Source organism: Opitutia bacterium, from assembly GCA_016217545.1.
In the GTDB taxonomy this organism is placed as follows: domain Bacteria; phylum Verrucomicrobiota; class Verrucomicrobiia; order Opitutales; family Opitutaceae; genus Didemnitutus.
In genome coordinates this window covers 99,383-118,131 of the sequence record JACRHT010000016.1, presented here as the reverse complement: position 1 = coordinate 118,131, position 18,749 = coordinate 99,383, and the positions used below count along the sequence as shown (strand labels likewise).

18 protein-coding genes are annotated in these 18,749 nt (G+C 66.2%); 9 read left to right on the top strand and 9 right to left on the bottom strand.

All coding sequences use genetic code 11. From position 1 onward, the window contains the following. Positions 1–31 precede the first annotated feature (31 nt). Entirely contained in the window at positions 32–952 is a 921-nt protein-coding gene (locus tag HZA32_13085) for a pseudouridine-5'-phosphate glycosidase (GenBank protein ID MBI5425005.1), read from the top strand. Between the two features lie 11 nt (positions 953–963). Continuing rightward, complete coding sequence (locus tag HZA32_13080) at positions 964–1,842, top strand: class I SAM-dependent methyltransferase (protein ID MBI5425004.1); 879 nt, start codon at positions 964–966, stop codon at positions 1,840–1,842. A 26-nt stretch (positions 1,843–1,868) separates the two neighbouring features. Here the strand turns inward: HZA32_13080 and HZA32_13075 are convergent, their stop codons facing one another. Beyond that, positions 1,869–2,696: a class I SAM-dependent methyltransferase gene (locus HZA32_13075; protein ID MBI5425003.1), complete on the bottom strand. Its 828-nt coding sequence runs from the start codon at positions 2,694–2,696 to the stop codon at positions 1,869–1,871. A 178-nt stretch (positions 2,697–2,874) separates the two neighbouring features. Next, complete coding sequence (locus HZA32_13070; GenBank protein MBI5425002.1) at positions 2,875–4,368, bottom strand: M20/M25/M40 family metallo-hydrolase; 1,494 nt, start codon at positions 4,366–4,368, stop codon at positions 2,875–2,877. 104 nt (positions 4,369–4,472) lie between these two features. Here HZA32_13070 and HZA32_13065 point away from each other — a divergent pair, with 104 nt between their 5' ends. Beyond that, complete coding sequence (locus HZA32_13065) at positions 4,473–4,880, top strand: group III truncated hemoglobin (protein MBI5425001.1); 408 nt, start codon at positions 4,473–4,475, stop codon at positions 4,878–4,880. 35 nt (positions 4,881–4,915) lie between these two features. Here the strand turns inward: HZA32_13065 and HZA32_13060 are convergent, their stop codons facing one another. Both HZA32_13060 and HZA32_13055 read right to left on the bottom strand, forming a co-directional pair. Next, positions 4,916–5,752, bottom strand: a complete 837-nt coding sequence (locus tag HZA32_13060) for a DMT family transporter (GenBank protein ID MBI5425000.1) — start codon at positions 5,750–5,752, stop codon at positions 4,916–4,918. Between the two features lie 4 nt (positions 5,753–5,756). Further along, complete coding sequence (locus HZA32_13055; protein MBI5424999.1) at positions 5,757–6,431, bottom strand: response regulator transcription factor; 675 nt, start codon at positions 6,429–6,431, stop codon at positions 5,757–5,759. 162 nt (positions 6,432–6,593) lie between these two features. Here HZA32_13055 and HZA32_13050 point away from each other — a divergent pair, with 162 nt between their 5' ends. The 3 genes from HZA32_13050 (at position 6,594) to HZA32_13040 (ending at position 9,250) form a co-directional block, all read left to right on the top strand. Continuing rightward, a complete protein-coding gene (locus HZA32_13050) occupies positions 6,594–6,869 on the top strand; it encodes a DUF4242 domain-containing protein (GenBank protein ID MBI5424998.1) in 276 nt (91 codons plus the stop codon). Positions 6,870–7,025: 156 nt separating this feature from the next. Continuing rightward, the gene (locus HZA32_13045) at positions 7,026–7,292 is read left to right on the top strand and encodes a DUF4242 domain-containing protein (protein MBI5424997.1); all 267 of its coding nucleotides are present in this window, start codon (positions 7,026–7,028) and stop codon (positions 7,290–7,292) included. Positions 7,293–7,420: 128 nt separating this feature from the next. After that, positions 7,421–9,250 carry an OPT/YSL family transporter gene (locus HZA32_13040; protein ID MBI5424996.1) on the top strand — a complete coding sequence of 610 codons (1,830 nt, stop codon included), beginning with the start codon at positions 7,421–7,423 and terminating at the stop codon, positions 9,248–9,250. Positions 9,251–9,256: 6 nt separating this feature from the next. On the opposite strand, the gene HZA32_13035 is transcribed toward HZA32_13040, so the two are convergent. Together HZA32_13035 and HZA32_13030 are read right to left on the bottom strand one after the other, a co-directional pair. Continuing rightward, a complete protein-coding gene (locus HZA32_13035) occupies positions 9,257–9,607 on the bottom strand; it encodes a hypothetical protein (GenBank protein ID MBI5424995.1) in 351 nt (116 codons plus the stop codon). A 62-nt stretch (positions 9,608–9,669) separates the two neighbouring features. Continuing rightward, positions 9,670–10,302 (bottom strand): CDP-alcohol phosphatidyltransferase family protein, encoded by a 633-nt coding sequence (locus tag HZA32_13030; protein ID MBI5424994.1) that lies wholly within the window; start codon positions 10,300–10,302, stop codon positions 9,670–9,672. A 171-nt stretch (positions 10,303–10,473) separates the two neighbouring features. Here HZA32_13030 and HZA32_13025 point away from each other — a divergent pair, with 171 nt between their 5' ends. Continuing rightward, positions 10,474–10,986 (top strand): hypothetical protein, encoded by a 513-nt coding sequence (locus HZA32_13025; GenBank protein ID MBI5424993.1) that lies wholly within the window; start codon positions 10,474–10,476, stop codon positions 10,984–10,986. A gap of 433 nt (positions 10,987–11,419) precedes the next feature. On the opposite strand, the gene HZA32_13020 is transcribed toward HZA32_13025, so the two are convergent. Next, the gene (locus HZA32_13020; protein ID MBI5424992.1) at positions 11,420–12,070 is read right to left on the bottom strand and encodes a response regulator transcription factor; all 651 of its coding nucleotides are present in this window, start codon (positions 12,068–12,070) and stop codon (positions 11,420–11,422) included. Between the two features lie 390 nt (positions 12,071–12,460). Continuing rightward, positions 12,461–14,692: a primosomal protein N' gene (gene priA / locus HZA32_13015; protein ID MBI5424991.1), complete on the bottom strand. Its 2,232-nt coding sequence runs from the start codon at positions 14,690–14,692 to the stop codon at positions 12,461–12,463. A gap of 107 nt (positions 14,693–14,799) precedes the next feature. On the opposite strand from priA, the gene HZA32_13010 reads away from it, so the two are divergent. Both HZA32_13010 and HZA32_13005 read left to right on the top strand, forming a co-directional pair. After that, positions 14,800–15,261 carry a transcriptional repressor gene (locus tag HZA32_13010; protein MBI5424990.1) on the top strand — a complete coding sequence of 154 codons (462 nt, stop codon included), beginning with the start codon at positions 14,800–14,802 and terminating at the stop codon, positions 15,259–15,261. Between the two features lie 3 nt (positions 15,262–15,264). Beyond that, positions 15,265–15,666, top strand: coding sequence for a hypothetical protein (locus HZA32_13005; GenBank protein ID MBI5424989.1), 402 nt, complete (start codon positions 15,265–15,267; stop codon positions 15,664–15,666). Positions 15,667–15,709: 43 nt separating this feature from the next. Here HZA32_13005 and HZA32_13000 read toward each other — a convergent pair whose 3' ends face one another. Beyond that, positions 15,710–18,718 carry a toll/interleukin-1 receptor domain-containing protein gene (locus HZA32_13000; GenBank protein MBI5424988.1) on the bottom strand — a complete coding sequence of 1,003 codons (3,009 nt, stop codon included), beginning with the start codon at positions 18,716–18,718 and terminating at the stop codon, positions 15,710–15,712. Positions 18,719–18,749 lie beyond the last annotated feature (31 nt).

Below are 18,749 nucleotides of genomic sequence, written 5' to 3'. Positions count from 1 at the left end.
CTGGCGAATCCCGTCACATGGCGCTCTTCGCATGAAGTTGCCGCTGCAATCCTCCGCCGAAGTCGAGGCCGCCCGTGCGGAGCGCCTTCCCTTGGTCGCGCTCGAATCGACGATCATCACGCACGGCATGCCCTACCCGCAGAACGTCGCCACCGCGCGCCGCGTGGAAGCGGAAGTGCGCGCTGGCGGCGCCGTGCCTGCCACGATCGCCGTCATCGGCGGCCGCATCCATATCGGCCTGAGCGACGCCGAGCTCGAACAGCTCGGCCGCGCCCGAGACGTGATGAAGCTCTCCCGCGCCGACCTCGCCGTGTGCGTCGCCACCGGCCGCACCGGTGCCACCACCGTCGCCGCCACGATGATCTGCGCCCGGCTCGCCGGAATCCACGTATTCGCCACCGGCGGCATCGGCGGTGTTCACCGCGGCGCCGAGCTGTCGTTCGATGTTTCCGCCGATCTCCGCGAACTGGCGGAAACGCCGGTGTCGGTCGTCTCCGCCGGTGCCAAGGCGATCCTCGATCTTCCCAAAACCCTCGAAGTGCTCGAGACGCTCGGCGTGCCCGTTATCGCGGTCGGACAGGATGAGTTTCCCGCGTTCTGGTCGCGCTCGTCCGGCCTGCGCGCACCGCTGCGCCTCGACAGCGCGGCCGAAATCGCCGCCGCGCACATTCAGCGCGCGCGCCTCGGCCTGCCCGGCGGACAGCTGGTGGCGAACCCGATTCCGTCGGCCGCGGAAATTCCCCGCGCCGTCATCACGCCGTTCATCGAACGCGCGCTGACCGAAGCGGCCGAGCAACGCGTCGCCGCGAAGGCCGTGACGCCGTTCCTGCTGCAGCGCCTGTTCGAGCTGACCGACGGCCGTTCGCTCGAGGCGAACATCGCTCTGGTATTGAACAACGCCCGCCTCGGCGCCGCGATCGCCTCGGAAATCAGCCGCCAGCTCCCCGCTTGACGATGGATTCCGTGTCCTCCCTGCCGCTCCGGGACGAGTTCGACGCGTGCGCCTACACCCAGGCCTACCCGGATGTCGCCGCGGCGATTGCCTCCGGCCTCGTTGCCTCGGCCTGGCAGCATTTTCTCCTCCACGGTCGGCGCGAGCAGCGCGCTTGGTTCCGTCAATCCAACCGGCTCGCTGGTGTCGTGACGGAAGTTTCGCCGCGTGACGAAATGTTCAGCGGCAATTTGGAGCACTATTTCGACGTCGGCGAATCCGCCCGACGCGTCGTCGAGAACGCCCTCGCGACCATCGGCCGCCCGAGCTCGACGGTGCTTCGAATTCTCGATCTTCCGTGCGGCCACGGTCGCGTCCTGCGCTTTCTGCGCGCCGCGTTTCCGCACGCGGAGTTGACCGCCTGCGACCTCAATCGCGATGGCGTCGATTTCTGTGCGAACCAGCTCGGAGCCATTCCCGTGCACTCGCACACGAAGCCTGACGAAGTGCCGCTCTCCGGCGCCTTCGATTTGATTTGGTGCGGTTCGCTTCTCACGCACCTGTCGCAGGCGCGTTGCGCCGAGTTCCTCTCCCTGTTCCACCGCGTCCTGGCACCGGGAGGGATCGCGGTCGTCACCCTCCATGGCCGGCACTACGAACGCGAGCTGGCCTCGGGGCGCCGCACGGTCGATCTGCCGGCAGCGCAGATTGCCGACCTCCTGCGCCAATATCAGGCGCACGGCTTCGGCTACGTGGACTATGCGGATGCGTCCGGCTACGGTTTCAGCCTCGCGCATCCGCGGTTCACGTTCGAGCAGCTCGTGCCCGCGCTGCCGTGGCGCATTGTCGGCTTCCACGAACAGGGCTGGGACCAGCGGCAGGATGTTCTCGTGCTGCAGAAACCGCACTGATCCGCTTCCGGACCGGCGGGACCAATTCAGCGCTGCACGGTCACCCGCATGAATGTTGCGGGGATTTCCAGCCCGCGCTTGCCCGGGCGGTTGTGCTTCTTTGCCTCGGCGACCAGCTGGCGCTGCAACTCGTCCGCGCGACCGGTCTTCTCGGCGGCGGCAAAGGCGTTCATCGTCGGCCCGTAGAACCGGCGAAACACCTCAATGAACGCCTCGGGCGTCAGGTCCGCGGAACGAAAGAAGAACGTGTCGCGCGCGAACGTCACGCTCTGCGCCGGCACGCCGGCTTGCGCGAACCGCTCCGTCACGTGCGACTCGACGCCCCACAGCATCGGGCTGACGAAATCCGCGGGCGGCGGCGGCGTGAAAGCGGCGCTGATCCGCAGCAACTGCGACACGAAGGACGTGGGCTCATTCGGGATCCAATTCCCCATGACGATGCGCCCACCGGGCTTCGTCACCCGCACCATCTCGCGCGCCACATCGTGAGGCTTCGGCGCAAACATGGCGCCAAACACGCTAAGCGTCAGATCGAACGTGCCGCTCGCCACGTCGTCGAGCCGGCAAGCATCGCCCTGTCGAAACGCGAGCCGCGTCAGTCCCTCGGTGGTTGCGCGGCGATTGCCGGCCGCCACCAAGTTGCGCGCGATGTCGATGCCCTGCACCTCGGCACCGAGCCGGGCAAGCGGGACCGCCGTGGTGCCGTCGCCGCAGCCCAGATCGAGTGCGCGGAGCGGAATGTTAAGGTCGAGCGAGCGCACGAGTGCCTCGCCGGATTCGCGCATCGTCGCCGCGATGGCGGTGAAGTCACCTTTTTCCCAGAGCGCTTGGTTTGGATTCGTGGATTGTTCCATGCGCGTCAACGTGCGCGGCTCCCACTCGCTGTAAACCGCGCGAGCTTTCGCCTTCCGCCTTGGGCCAACCGGTCAGAAAAATTGTGGCCCGAATCGACGCGCAATCGCCACGCGCGCGCAAACGATCCATGCGGCGACGGTGCCGCCGCATGCGATCCTGACTCCGGACGATCCGCGACTACTTCGCCAACTCGTATAGATACTCCGCCAGCGAGAGCGTCATGCCATCGTAGCCCTGCACCTGCGGGTTCGACGATTCGATGACGAGATATTCGTCCGGTGCGTGCGCGCCGCCGCCGTGACCGAGGCCGAAGTGGCCGGCCGCGAGATTCAGCGGGGCGTCGGTGAAGATGTAGCCGGGATACGAGCCAGCGAGTCGGGGCCAGAGAATCGCCTCGACGCCATTGCGCTTCAGCACGGCGAGTTGAGCCTGAATCAACGGCGCGCTCGAGGGCGTGGCCGTCGGGCTGTAGCCGCCGGTGTAGTTGACCTCGATGTCGCCGAAGCCGCGCTTCGCGAGATGGGCCTTGAGTTTCTTCACGGCCTCGTCGGCGGTTTGATTCGGCACGAGACGGAAATCGAGTTTCGCGGACGCCCTGGTCGGCAACAGCGTCTTGCCGCCGGGCCCGGTGTAGCCGCCGTAGATGCCTTCGATGTTCACCGTGGGCTGCGAAACGTAGTGCTCCATCGCCGCGGCGAACGGCCGGTCCGCGATCCATTTGCTGCTGGCGGATGCCACCTTCATTTGGCGCTCGCGGGTCGGGCCTTTCACGGCGTTGGCGAGGATGACCTTCTCCTCGTCGTTGAGCGAACGGACATTTTCGAACCAGCCGTCGATCGCCACGGTGTTGCCGTCGGCGGCCACGAGCGTGTTGAGCGCCTGCACCAAATGCCACGCGGGACTGTCGACGAGGGACTTGAACGACGAGTGGATGTCGCGCGTCGGTCCGCGTCCCCACGCGGCGCCGCTGGAAGTGAGTTCGACCTCGATCACGCCCTTTGCGCCGAGATTCACGATGACGGAGCCGTCGAGGCTCTGAGCCGGGAACGGCATCCAGACGCCGGTGCACTTCGCGAGCGCCGCCTGCACGTGCGGCTGGTAGACGATCTGCGCGATGTGCGGCGAACCGATCTCCTCTTCGCCTTCCGCGACGAGGACGAGGTTCACCGGCAGTTTCTTGCCGGCGGCGCGAAACGCCTCGATGGCCGCAAGGAAGGCCGATTCCGGACCTTTCTGATTCGTGGCGCCGCGACCGATCATGACCTTCCCGTAGCCTTGCTTCTCGACGATGCGCCCCTCGAGCGGCGGCGAAGACCACTCCTTCGGGTCGAACTGCTTCACATCATACATGAAGTAGATGCCGACGGTCTTCGGCGCACCGGCGTCGAGCGTAGCGAACACGCCGGGCTTGCCGTCGGTCGGGATCACTTCGGTGTGCTGAAAGCCCACTTCGCGCAGCATGGCCGCCATGCGTTCGGCGCCATCCGGGAATCCGCGGTTCTCCGCCGCGATCGCGGGATGCGCGATCCATTCCTGCAACCGGGCGATGGCGCGGTCATGGTTCTTCGCGATCTCGGTCTTCAACGCGGCCAGGTCCGCTTCGTTCGCCAACAGCTGCGCAGCCCAACCCGCCAAAAGCATGGCGGCCGACAAGAGGTAACGTCGCTTCATAGGTTGTGTCGCGACGCAGCATGCGTGCCGTCATCACACCGGCAACGGCAAAGCCGCCGCCACTTCGACGATGACAACGCGCCTGAAGTCGCTTCCTTGGCCCCATGGACGCTTCCGCCCCTTCGCTCTTCGCACGCCTCGGCGGACGCGCACGCCTGCTCCATCTCCTGCGGCATTTCTACGCCGACGTGCGCCAGCACCGCGAAATCGGCCCGATCTTCCTCGCGCACATCGAGGACTGGCCTGCGCACCTCGAGAAGATCGCGGACTTCTGGTCAAACGTCACCGGTGGCCCCGTCCGCTACGCCGGCGGCATGCCGCGGAAGCACTTCCCACTCGGTCTGGAAGCCCGGCATTTCGAGGCGTGGCTCGACCTCTGGGGCCGCAACTGCCGCGTGCATCTTCCGCCCACCGAGGCGGCCGAACTGACCCGCGTCGCCGAGGAGATCGGACAACGGCTGCGCGACATGATCGCGTGGAGCGCGGCGAACCAGCGCACGCCGGAAGTCTGAGGCCATCGAGTTCGGCGCGAACGCGCGCAATCCGGTCAACGACCGCGCCGCACGGTCAGCCACATCCCGGCGAGGACGAGGACGCCGGAGACGCCGAGTTGCCAGGTCAGCGGCTCCGCGAGAAACACCACGCCACCGCTCGCCGTCAGCACGGGCACGAGCAGTTGCAGGGTTCCCGCCTCCACCGGCGAAAGCTCCGGCAGCACCCGCGCCCAGAGCGCATATGCGAGCGCGGTCGTGACCGCGCCCATGAAAACACCCAACGCGAGCCCGCCCGCCGTGCAGACGAGCGCGTCGCGTTCCGCCCACGCCAGCACCGGCAACAAGGCCGCCACGCCGACGAACGCCCGTGCGTTCGCCACCAACGGCGCGCCGCGCCGTCGCATCACCAGCGAATACATCCCCCATGTCGCGCCCGTGAGCGCGAGCAGTCCGACGCCGAGCAGCGTGGAACCGCGAACCTTGCCGAAAGCCAGCACGCCCACGCCCGCCAGCGCCACGAGCGCGCCGGCGAGCGGGCGCCATGTCGGTCGCGCTTCCGCGCCCACCGTCATGGTCACGACGACGAGCGCGTAGAAGACGAACGTTCCCGCCGCCGCCGTGATGAAGCGATAGCCGTAGGCGATCGCGAGCGCGTATCCGGCCAGCGCCGCCACCGCCAGCGCGTCGGCACGCCGTGGCCAGATTTCGCCGAAGCCGCCGCGGCGGCCGAGAATCAGGGCGAGCATCCCGGCCCCCGCCGCGAACCGTGCGAGAGTCACCGTTGCCGGATCGAGCAGCTGCCGGCTGACGACATAGCGCGTGATCAGGCTGTTGGCGCTGAAGCACGCCAACACGAGCAGAACGAGCGGAAGCGTGGACGTCCGGCGCACGGGGTCACGCGCAGCGCTCCCGCAGCCAGGTGGACGCGCAAGCGAGGAGTTCCCGGTGGGAATTCAGCGCCAGCTTGTTTTTGATGTTTTCGCGGTGGGTCTCGACCGTCTTGACCGAGACGCCGAGGCGCTCGGCAATGACCCGCGTCGGCAGCGGCAGACCGACCAGCCGGAACACCTGCAGCTCACGATCGCTCAACTGCGCGTCGATCGCGTCGCCCGCGCGGCGCACCGGCGCCTGCTGCGCGAACATCAGGCTCGAGACGATCGCCGGCACCACCAGGCCGCCCGCCGCGACCTCGCGCACCGCGCGAAAGAGCGCCGTGACCGCATCGCGCTTGGAGATGAACGCGCGCGCGCCCGCCCGGAAAGCGCGCAGCGCGTAAACGTCCTCCGGCTCGAGCGTGAACACCACGACCCGCGATTCGGGAGCGAGGGCGCCGAGTTCCTTGATGAGCGCCAGTCCGTCCGTTTCGCCGAGCATCAGGTCGGTCACGACGACCTTCGGCATGCGTCGCAACACGAGCGCCTTCAGCTCGGTGGGCGTGGCCGCGCTGTCGACGACCGCCAGGTCGCATTCGTCGGCGATGATCCGCACCAAGCCCTCGCGGACCACGGGACATTCGTCGGCAACGGCAACCGTCAGGCGGGGTCGGCACGGCTCATGGGCTTCAATCATGCCGCGCATCGAAGCGCGCACGCCGCGCGCGACAAGCAATCGGAATTTTTTCTGCTCCCCGTGGCACTTTTCGCGACGGAATCGCCCGGCGCCTGAATCAGGGGATCGCCCCGATGCCGCTGTGCGTGGGTGTGGTATTTTCGCCCCGTCACTTTTCACCTTATGCCCAAATACGTCATCGAACGAGACATCCCGTCCCTCGGCAGCTTCACGCCCGCGCAGCTCGGCGAAGCTTCCCGCAAATCGTGCAATGTCCTGCACCAACTCGCGCCCCGCGTGCAGTGGGTGCAGAGCTATGTGACGCAGGACCGCATGTATTGCGTCTACATCGCCGCCAATCCGGAGGCCGTGCGCGAGCACGCCCGGCTCGGCGGCTTTCCCGCGAATCGCGTTTCCGAAGTGAACGCGATCATCGATCCCACGACCGGCGGCGACTGAGCCGCGATTTTCCTCCAAATCACCAACACAGAAAACATGAATCAACTCCCTCGTTCCCTCCGCTCGCTCTTCTTCGCCGTGCTCGCGTGCGTTGCGCTCGGCTCCGCCACCGCGGCCGAGCAGCCCAAGCCCGAATCGCTCCCGGCCGGACTCAACATGTATGTCATCGAGCGTCACATGCCCGGTCTCGGCAAACTGAGCGCCGCGGAATTGAAAGCCGCTTCGCAGACCTCCTGCGGCGTGCTGCGCGACCTCGAGGGCAAGGTCACCTGGCTCCACAGCTACTGCACCGGCGACAAGATGTTTTGCGTCTACCTCGCGCCCAGCGAGGAACTCGTTCGCGAGCACGCCAAGCGCGGCTGCTTTCCGGCCGATGCCGTGCTGAAGGTGAACACGATCATCAGCCCGAAAACGGCGGATTAACCCCGCGCCTCAGGCGCCTCTCCATTCGGCCGGCCTGCGGACGCAGGCCGGCCGCCTGATTTTCTGGGACGCGAACGCGCCGGGCTTGCAGGCATCGGCGTGCTTGGCATCGTCGGCCGCACATCCCCATGTCGGACCCCGTCGTCGCCCCCGCCCCAGCCGCCCAAGATTCCCCGCGTGAAATCGAGTGGCTGAAACAGACCTACCAGCCCAGCGCCACCAATCTCACCGTGCGCGGCGTCATTGTCGGCATGCTCATCGGCGGCGCGATGAGCCTCTCGAACCTCTACGTGTTTTTCAAAACGGGCTGGAGCATTGGCGTGACGCTCACGGCGTGCATCGTGGCGTTCGCGGTGTTTCAGGCGCTCCAGGGACTTCGGCTCACCAAGAAGCCGCTCAGCGCGCTCGAGAACAACGCCCTCAGCACCGTCGCCTCGGGCGCAGGCTACATGACCGGCGGCGGAAACATGGCGGCGTTCGGCGCGTTGCTCATGGTGACGACCGTGCGGCCGGAGCCGCTCCCCATGATCGCGTGGTTTGCCGTGATCGCCGCGCTCGGTGTGTTCGCAGCCATCCCGATCAAGCGCCAGCTGATCAATCAGGAAGGTCTGTCTTTCCCCACCGGCACGGCCACGGCCGAGACAATCAGCTCCATCCACGGTGCCGCCGAGGGCGGCGGAGCTGACAAGGCGAAGTGGCTGGGCATCGCCGCCGCGTTCGGCGCCGTGCTGACGCTTCTGCGCGACGCCCTCAAGCTGCTCCCCACTCAATTCTCGATTCCGTTCGCCAAGCTCGGTGGTCGCTCCCTCGCCGAGTGGACGCTGGCGATGAAAGTCGAGGTCGTGCTCTTCGGTGCCGGTGCGCTCACTAGTTTTCGCGTGGGCTGGTCGCTGCTGCTGAGTGGCCTGCTGACCTACGGCGTGCTCGCGCCGGCGCTCGTCGAGCGCGGCATCGTGACGTCGGTGAGCTACAAGGGCATCGTGGCGTGGACGCTCTGGCCGGGTGCCGCGATCCTCGTGGCGTCGGGCATCACGTCGTTCGCCCTCGATTACCAGAGCATCCTGCGCGCTTTCACCGGCATCGGAAGGATCTTCCGCCGCTCGAAGGAAACCGAACGCGGCATCGCTTCCGTCGAGTGCCCCGAGTGGTGGTTCCCCGCGGGATTCGTGCTGTTGTCGCCGCTCGTGGTCTTCCTGATGACGCGCCTGTTTCAAATTCCTCTCTGGGCTTCCCTCGTGGCAGTCCCGCTGGCGGTTGTCATGGGTTTCGTCGCGGCGCGCGTCACCGGCGAGACCGATGTCACGCCGACGAAGGCGCTCGGACCGGTCACGCAAGTCCTCTACGGCGTCATGTCGCCGGGCAATCTCTCGGGCAACATCATGTCGGCCAATGTCACCGGCGGTATCGGCCTGCACGCGGCAGACCTGCTCACGACGCTCAAGACCGGCTGGCTGCTCGGCGCGAAGCCGCGGCATCAATTCTACGCGCAACTCTTCGGCGTCGTCGCGGGCGCGATCGTCATCGTGCCGGCGTTCCGGCTGCTCATTCCCGATGCGAGCGTGCTCGGCGGCGAAGACTGGCCCGCGCCGTCGTGCGTCGTCTGGGCGGGCGTTTCCAAGGCGTTTTCCGGCGGCCTCGCGGCGCTCCACCCAAGCGTGAAGCCGGCGATCGTCATCGGCTTGCTGCTCGGTGTCGTCATGGCGCTGTGGGACAAATTCGCGCCGAAGAAACTCCGTCCGCTGCTCCCCTCGCCCGCCGGCATCGGCATCGCGATGGTGCTGCCGGGCAGCAATTGCATCGCGATGTTCCTCGGCGCGGCGTTCGCCGAATGCATGCGCCGCTGGAAGCCCGCCCTCGCCGAGAAATCCGTCGTGCCGATCGCGTCCGGCTTCATCGCCGGCGAGAGCCTGATGGGCATCGCCATCATGGCGTGGGATCAGCTCAAGCGTTTCCTCTGAGCCGTCTCACTCGAGCCAGCTGCCGCCGAGCCAGATCAACGCGAGGATCGCGATAAACAGCGCGAGCGAAAGCGTCGCGCTCAACGTCAGCGCGAGCGCGACCAGGCCCACGCCGTCGAAGCGCCGCGCAAAGGCTTCGCGCCACAGCGTGCGCACGCCCATCGCCAGCACCGCGAGCGTCGCGACGACAATTACGCTGCTCACCGGCCGCGCGGCGCCTGGAGCAGCGAGCCACCCCAGGCGTCCCGCTACGACTAACAACAGCGTGCCCGCTCCCATCGCCGCGACGACGAGTAGTGCCCCGCGAACGAGGGCGCTTTTCCGGGCTTCAATGTCGGTGGCGACGGGCTTGGGCATCCGTCGACGCTCTCGTGTGAGCGCCGCGCGCGCGAGCTGTTTTCACCCGGAGAGGAAGCCGCTCAGATTTTCGGCACGCGCAGGGTGCTGATCATCGCGCTGCCGCTGAGCGCAAAGAGGATCGTCAGCGGGTGCAGCACGAGCCCGCCGATCGTCCACTGCCCCAACCAGACCTGGTCCCCGAGTTTTCCCGCGAAGTGCAGGACCGCGAGGAACAGCACGAGGAAGACGCTGGTGGGAATCGGTGTTCCCTCGAAATACTTCACTTTCCCTGACTCGTCCGCGAGCGCCGCCGCCGTGGCGTTGAAACGGGCGAGACGGCTGATGCCGCACGCCACGAAGTAGAGCAGGATCATCACGTCGAGCGCGCCGCGTAACCCGACCGCGAAAGCGATCGCGGCGGGCGCCAGCCCGAAGGAGATCACGTCCGCCAGCGAATCGAGGTCGGCGCCGAGGAACGACGACTTGCGCCGCCACCGCGCCACGCGCCCATCGGCGAAATCCAGCACCAGCGCCACCGGCAACAGCGCCATCGCACCGACGAGCCAACGCGGCTCGCGAGTGACGAGGTATTGCATCGCCGCCAGGACCGCGCCGCTGCCGCACGCCCCGTTCCCGAGCGTGAGGAAGTCCGCCGCGACGAACGAGCGGATCAGCGAAAACGGTTTGGGGCGTTCGATAGGAGCGTTGGACATGGCAGCGGCACGAACTCTACTTGCGGCGCTGCGCCCTACACAGCCAGAAATTTGGCGCATTTCCTCGTTCCGTTGGCTGCGCGGACGCGTCGGTGCGTGGCCAGCGCATGTCGACGGGCGCAGACGGGAATCCGTATTGGCAACCGCGCAGTGTTGCGCGAAAGTCTTCCCATGAAGCCGCTTTCCGCTTCGACCAAAGTCGGCGTCGTTGTCGTCGGCTATCTGTTGGCGGCTGGCGTCGGGTTGCTCGCCGTCTGGCTACGCCGGTATCTCACGGATCCGGTCGATGCGCTGGCCTCCAGTGGCATGCATGCCTGGGGCGATCTCATGATGTTCGTCGAAGTCTTCTGCATCATCGGACTTGTGCCCACGACGCTTGCGCTCCTTTGGTTGCGCGCGGTGCCGCGCTTCTGGCGCGGTCTCGCGTTTGTTGCCGTGGCAATCTCCCTGTCCGGTCCCGCGTGGCTCGCACTCGCGTCGGTCGTCGCACCGCAATCGTTCTGGTCCGTCGCCGCGCCGCTGCGTGTCATGGCGATGCCGGTGGGCGGCGGGCTTTGGTTTGTCGGTGGCGTCTTTGCCCCGGGGAAACGCGAACGCTGGATCCTGTGGGGCGCAGCCTTGATCGAGGCGACGGGTTTCGCCGTCACCGTGCTGGTGAAGATCGTGCTGCCGCTTGCCCGGTGAGCGCGTCGCGTTCTAGACGTGATCGCTGCTAGCGGGTCAGCGGCCCGACACCAAACGGGAAGAGGAAATCACGATCCCATCGGTCGCTGCCCCGAGAGAAATTGTTGGCCGCCGCTCGGCCGGGAGCTTGCACTCTACCTGCCGAGCGGCGACCACGACCGCTATGTGCACTCGATTCGCCGACATTTGTGCGGAAACATCGGCGAGCGCGAATGAACGTGGCCCGCCGGATGGTGATGCGCCCCAGCGCCACCATCCGACTTGCGGTCGTAATTCTCGCGCGCCGCGACGTGCCGGGGGGGGAGCAACGAACTCGGCTCCGACATGCGAAGATCGCGAAGTCGTGTTCGATCGTCGCTCCCGATTGGACGAGAGAGCGAACGTGCCGGGCTGTGCGGCCGCGCGTGAGAAATTCAAAGAACGGAAAAACGGACTACATCGTGCCCTGGCTTTTCATCCACTGGATGGCGTAGCGCACGAGCTCGGGGCCGGACTCGAGGTTGAGCTTTAGCTTCAGGTGCTCGCGGTAGGAATCGATGGTCTTGATCGAGAGATTCAGCTGCTGCGCGATGAGGCGCGTGCCGTAGCCGTTGCCGATGAGCTGGAAGACTTCCATCTCGCGATCGCTTAGCGTGTCGATCGGCGAGCGCATCTCGTCGGCCCGGTGGTTCACGAAGCGGTGCAGCATCTTTTCCTTGATGCGCTCACTCAGGTAGATTTCGCCCTGCTGAATGCGCCGGATGGCGGTGACGATCTTCTCGCTCGCCTCGTGCTTCATCAGATAACCCATGGCTCCCGCCCGCAGCGCGCGTTCGGCGTAGAGGTTCTCGTCGTGCATCGAGACAATCAGGACCTGCAGTTCGGGTGACTGCGCGCGCATGCCTTTGGTGAGTTCGATGCCGTTCGTTGAGCGCAGCGTGATGTCGACGATGGCGAGGTTCGGCTTGAGCTTCTCGACGAGTTCGAGCGCACGCGGGGCGTTGTCCGCCTCGCCGACGACCTCGAGGTTCGGTTGCTGAGAAATGAGCGCCTTCATCCCCTGCCGGGTCACCGGGTGATCGTCGACCAGCAGCACGCGCGTCATCTCGGAGAGCTTGGGTGCGGAAGGCAGAGCGATGACGGTCTCGCTCGGCAACGCCGTTCGCGCGGCATCTGACGCACTGACGGACGCCGAGAGCGCGGCGTCAGGAGCGAGCACGGCTTTCAAGACGGTGGACATCGGTCAGCGACGCCCGGTCATCGAGTTCGCCCGGCGGAAACTCGGCGCCGCGAAGCCGCGAATACCGTCAAAAGCGCAGGGGAAAGGAGTGGGCATGGAAATGGCAGGAAGACGCTGGGGACGGACGGAGCATAGCCCACCCGTGGCTCGTTTCCTATCGGGACTCGAACGGCAGGGTGGGTAGGAAATCCCCCGACACGCCAGCCCTGCGCCCAAATGCGGCCCGTCCGCCTTCGGGCCGTGCACTTTCACCGGTCACACCAAGCTCATGGGATCCACGTCGAGCACCTGTGTCACGTCCGACGGCCACTCGATCGTTTGCTGCAACTTCGCCAGCGCCGCCACGACCTTCGCCGTGCGATACGTGAAATACCAGATCTGGAAGCGATACTCGTCCTTCACCTTCTCGATCGGCGCGGCTGACGGACCGCGCATCTCGACTTCGCTGCCGAGCGTGGCCTCGACCTTCTTCGCCCACTGCTGCGCGAAGAACATTATCTTCTCCGGATTGGGTCCGCGGAACAGGTGATGGATCAGGTGGCGATACGGCGGATAGGCGAAGTTTTTGCGCATCGTCAACTCGGCCTCGGCGAAGCCATCGAAGTCGGACTTCTTCGCGAACTGGATCGCCTCCGCCTGCGGCGTGAACGTCTGCACGACCACTTCGCCCGCGCGATCGCCGCGACCGGCGCGCCCGGCGACCTGCACGAGCAACTGAAACGTCCGCTCGTTCGCGCGGAAATCCGGGACGTGCATCGAGATGTCCGCGTCGATCAGGCCGACCAAAGTCACGTTCGGAAAATCGAGCCCTTTGCCGATCATCTGCGTGCCGATGAGGATGTCGATTTTGCCGGCGCGAAAGTCGCCGAGGATTTGCCGGAAGCGATGCTTCTTCGACATCGTGTCGGTGTCCATGCGCTCGAGCCTCGCGCGCGGCAGCACGCGACGGACGGCCTCCTCCACGCGCTGCGTGCCGAGGCCGCGCCACCGAATTTCGGGCGACGCGCACGACGGGCAGACCGCGGGCGCGCCGCGCTCGTGGCCGCAAAGGTGACACTTCAGCGTCTCGTCGGCGCGGTGATACGTCATCGACACGCTGCAATGCGGACATTCCTCCACGTGACCGCATTTCCGGCACTGCATCGACGACGAGTAGCCGCGGCGGTTGATGAACAGAATCGTCTGCTCCTTGCGCGCGAAACGCTGGTGCATGTGGTCGACGAGCAGCCGTGAAAGAGTCACAAGCCCGCGCGAGCGCATCACCTCGATGCGCATGTCGACGATCTGGATGTCCGGCATCTTCTTGTCGTCGACGCGCTTCGTCAGACGATCCTGCACGTATTTGCCCGCGCGCACGTTCGCGACTGATTCGAGCGACGGCGTCGCCGAACCGAGCAGGCACACCGCGTGCGCGAGCTTCGCGCGGTAGACCGCCACGTCGCGCCCGTGGTAGCGCGGCGTCTCGTCCTGCTTGTAGGCCGGCTCGTGCTCTTCATCGACGACGATGAGCCGCAGATCGCGCACCGGTGCAAAAACCGCCGAACGGGCGCCGACCACCACCCTCGCCTGTCCCGAAGCGAGCGCGGTCCAGCCGTCGAGCCGTTCGCCTTCGCTCAAATGGCTGTGCCAGACCACCGTCTTCTGTCCCGCCGCCTCGAAGCGCCCGCGCAAACGCGCCACCGTCTGCGGCGTAAGCGCCACTTCCGGGACGAGGTAAATCGCGCTGCCGCCCGCCGCGAGCACGGCCTCGACCGCGCGCAGATAGACCTCGGTCTTGCCGGAGCCCGTGACGCCGTTGAGGAGATGCACCGCGAATTTGCGCTTCTCGAGACTCGCGCCGACCGACGCCACGACGGCGGCCTGCTCGGGGTTGAGCTCGGGCGGTTTCGTCGCGACAACCTCGCCGCCGCTCCAGTTGTCCGCATAGGCCACGCGCTCCACGTGCCGCAATTCCTCGCGCACGACACCGTGTTTGATCAAGGCGTTCACCACCGCGGCGGTCGCGCCGAGACGTTCCAGCACGAGCGATTTCTTCACCGGCCGGAACTGCTGCTTGAGGAAATCGTAGAGCTTGGCCTGCTTCGGCGCCTTGCGGGTGAGTGCGGCGTGTTCGTCGGGCGTCAGTTCGCGCGCGATCGCGAGGTATTTGTCGTGCTTCAGCCGCGCGCCCGCGCGCACCGCACCCGGGATCATCGTCTCAAGCACGGAGTCCATCCGCGCGGCGTAGTAGCTGCTCATCCACCGCGCCAATTCGAGCAGGTCGGACGTCAGCGCAGGGAACTCGTGCAACACCTCGGTAATGGGTTTCAGTTTCTCGAGCGGCACGTCGGGCAGCGCGTCGGTTTCGATCACCAAGCCGATACCGTGGCGGTGACCGATCGAGATGCGCACGAGAGAGCCCGCCCCGACCGCGTCTACGAGCGACTCCGGCACCTTGTAGTGGAGGAGCTTCTCGAAACCCGCGAGCGGCTGGACGGCCACGATCATCGCCTCAGACGATGCCCGCGCGTGGCGTGAGGCAATGCGTTTCCGCCGCAACGGACGCGTCGCCTTCCGCGTTGACACTCGGAAACGCCGTCCCCGATGCTGCGGACGTGAGCGTCGAGGCTGCCCGCGAAAAATTCCAATCCTACCTGGCCCAAAAGGGTCTGCGGGTGACCAGTCAGCGCCTGGCGATCTTCGACGCGGCCTTCGCGCAGAAGGACCACTTCACCGCCGAGGAGCTCCTCGATCACGCGCGCGCGATCGACGATTCGGTGTCGCGCGCCACGGTTTATCGCACGCTGCCGATCATGACCGAGAGCGCCCTTTTGCGCGAAGTCGACATCGGCAAGGGCGAGAAATTCTACTTCCCTTCCTCCGGCAACACGCAGGTCGCTCAGGTCGTCTGCGTGGATTGCGACAAGATTTTCGAGATCAGCGCGCCGTTCATGGAATGGTATGGCAGCACGGTCTCGTTGAAGCTCGGGCTCAAGCCGATCTCCCAACGCCTCCAAGTCAGCGCGCAGTGCATCGCCTTCCGCGAGCGGCACGCGTGCCCGAACCGCACGAAGTAATCCATGTCCCGCCCGCCGAAGAGCGACCCGGCCTTCGAGATCACTTTCTTCGAGTCCGTCCACCGCCGCTGCCCGCGCTACGCCGACGTCATCGAACTTCTCGGCGGCCTCTACACCAAGACCGGCCGCATCGCCGACGGCCTGCGCATGGATCGCAAGCTGGTGAAACTCCAGCCGACCAACTCCACCGCGCACTACAACCTCGCGTGCAGCCTCGCGCTGAGCAACCGCCCGCTGGACGCGCTCGATGCGCTCCGCGTCGCGCTGAAGCTCGGCTACACCGATTACGAGTGGATGCGCCAGGATCCGGATCTCGTGAGCCTGAAGGTCGACCCGGAATTCCAAAGCATCCTCGCGGACGTGAAGAGCGCCGCGAAGGGCGCGAAGTCGAAGCGACGCCGCTGAAAACCGTCTCGCGCCTCCGGCCGCGCGCGACCGGAGTGCACGATTACGACTGTCCGAAGCGCGTTTTCAGCTGGGCATGAAGATTGACCATCTGTTCATCCAGCGCGCAGCCGGCTGTGATCATTTGGTCGAGCACTTGGAAGCAACCGGCGAGGCATTTCATCGCCAGCTCATTCTGCCCAGCGGCATGGGCCCGTTGATACGTCAAGAAGAACGACACCGCCGCCGTCCGTCCGAAATAGACCGACTGCGGATTGGAGCTGCGTAGTTGAAAAGCGATTTCCAGCGCCCGCAGTTGTAGTTGCAGCGCCTTTCCCTCCCCTCCCGCCTGCCTTCCCTCAAACCCCGCCAAGCGCTCCAAACTCACCGACACGTCACGCTGCGCCTCCGCGCTCTGCGGATTCGCCTCCGCCAAGCGCTCGCGCACCGCCAGACTCCGCTCGTAATACCCCAGCGCTTTCTCTCCATCCCCGGCTTGCCCGCGGCGCGCCAGAAAGTCCGCCAGCTTGTTCAAACTCACCGACACGTCCCGCTGCGCCTGCGCGCTCTGCGGATTCGCCTCCGCCAACCGCTCGCGCACCGCCAGACTCCGCTCGTAATACCCCAGCGCATTTTCCCCATCCCCGGCCTGCCCGCGTTGCGCCAGAAAATCTGCCAGCTTCTCCAAACTCACCGACAGGTCCCGCTGCGCCTGCGCGCTCTGCGGATTCGCCTCCGCCAAGCGCTCGCGCACCGCCAGACTCCGCTCGTAATACCCCAGCGCTTTCTCTCCATCCCCGGCTTGCCCGCGGCGCGCCAGAAAGTCTGCCAGCTTGTTCAAACTCACCGACACGTCCCGCTGCGCCTGCGCGCTCTGCGGATTCGCCTCCGCCAAGCGCTCGGTCACCGCCAGACTCCGCTCGTAATACCCCAGCGCTTTCTCCCCATCCCCGGCCTGCCCGCGGCTCGCCAGATAGTCCGCTAGGTTGATCAAACTCAACGACACGTCCCGCTGCGCCAGCGTGTTAGACGGATTGGTCGCTAGCGCTTTTTCGGTAATCTCCATCGCCGTCATCAGAAATCGCTCGGCGCGGTCCAACCGTCCGATGGTCGCTTCAATTTCGCCCAGCAGCCCGGCGAGACGCCCCAGCATCGGATCAACCTCCGCTTCCGCCAACAGTTCCACCGTCGCTTGGAGCGGAGGCAGAATCCAAAGAACACCGGGGTCATGTCGCCAGGTTTCCTGAAGCGGATAGCCCACTCGATCGTGCAACAACTGGAGCACCCGCGCACGCATCCCTCCCACGCGGTCCCCCAACCGTTCGCGCACGTGGGCGCCGACCATGCGGTGCAGGCGGGCCACTTCGGGATGATCGCCGGTGGTGAGCAGGCGCAGTCCTTCCAATCGCCGCCGCGCGCCGGCCCACGGGTCGGGGTGACCGACGGCCGCGTCGAGTTTCCCTGGGTGCGCTTCCGCCACCAACGCGCGCAGCCACGGCCACGGCACGTGATCGGGCGGCAACAGCGCGGCGTAGTCGAGCGCGGTGAGCTCCAACGGCGTCAGCCGCTCGAAGGTCTGCGCCAGCACGAGTTCGAGCTGTTTCTCGCGATGCTGCATTTGCGCCGCGACGTCGGCCTCCGCTGGGAGCGAATCGACACCCGTCAACCCCTCCGCGCGCAGCCGCGCGAGATAAGCGGCCGGACGGATCTCCGGGTGCAGCCCGAGGTAGATCGCCACGGCCTCCACCGCCAGGGTGAACCCGCCCAGCTCGCGCGCGATCTCGCGTGCCGCGGTCGCGTCCGCCGCGGCCGTAGCGGGCGGGAAATCCCGTTGCACGCCGTCCGCGTCGAGCGGCGGCTGGTGATTCCGAATGAGGTCGAGCGCGTCGTCTTCGTCGAGCGACGTGATTTCCATGAACGCGACTTCGCTCGCGGTGGCGGGAAAATCCGCGCGCCCCAGCCGGGTGGTCGCGGCGAGTCGCAGCCAACCCTTGCTGGCGAGATCGAGCGGCGCGCGCTGCGTCTTCGACAGCAACGCCGGCTCGGAGACGTTGTCGAGGATGACAAGGCAAGCGGCGCCGCCGTCCGGATCGCGATCGTGGGCGTCGACGGCCAGCTGTTTCATGCGTTCCAACACGCGCACCCCGCGCTGGGCCGCCGTTTCTTCCGGACCGGCGGACGGCGGAATGCCGAGGCGCGCGTCGCCCGCCAGTTCGCCGAAGAGCGGCAGCAGTTCCGCGCGGCCCTCCGCGGGGAGAACCCACAAGCCGCCGGGATAAAACTGGGCGTGCGAGTGGGCGTAGGTGATGGCGAGTTCCGTTTTCCCCTGACCACCCAAGCCATTCACGGCCGTGATCACGCCCACCGAACCGTCGCCGACGAGAGTCTGGTGCAGCTCCGCCAATTGTTTGGAGCGCCCGACGAAATGCGGATTGTAGCCCCGCAGGTTGCCCGGCGCATCCGCGGCACGGCGAGAGCGCGCCAAGCGGTCCGTGAGCGCCCCGGAGAGTTCCTCCAGACGTCGCTTCGCCACCTCCTCGGCCAGCGCCGTCGGACCCTCGGGAAACCATGGGCGAAAATCGAAGTGGTTGAAGCGCCGGATCGCGCTGTGCCACTCCCGCCAACGGGGAATGAACTTCGCCAGCTCCGATTCCTGGTAATTACCACGCTGAACGAAGGCGGCGAAAGCCGCCGTGACTTGCTCGTCGGAGTCAGGAGCCTCGACGAAATACACCGGCGCCACGCTCCCGTCGCCGATCCGCCGCGCGGCCTTGTGTTTGTGGAACTCCTCCCATTCCCACAGGCAGTTGTCGCTCTTGAAGTAGTTCGGCGACAGACACACGAGGAGGATGTTGGACTGCCGCAGCCCTTGCAGAATCTTGAGACGCCAGTCGTCCATGCCTTTGATCGCATCCAAGTCGTAGAACGGATGGCTCCGCAGCGGCGCACCGGAGACGCGATAGTGCCGCGCGAGAATCTCATCGCGCAGAGCCGTGACCCAACCGCGCGGGTCGCCGGGTTTCTGCGGCTGGTTGTCTTTGCGGGCGTAAGAAATGAAGAGCTCGTAGTTCATGCGCGGCGGCGTGAGAGCGGGGGCGGACGAA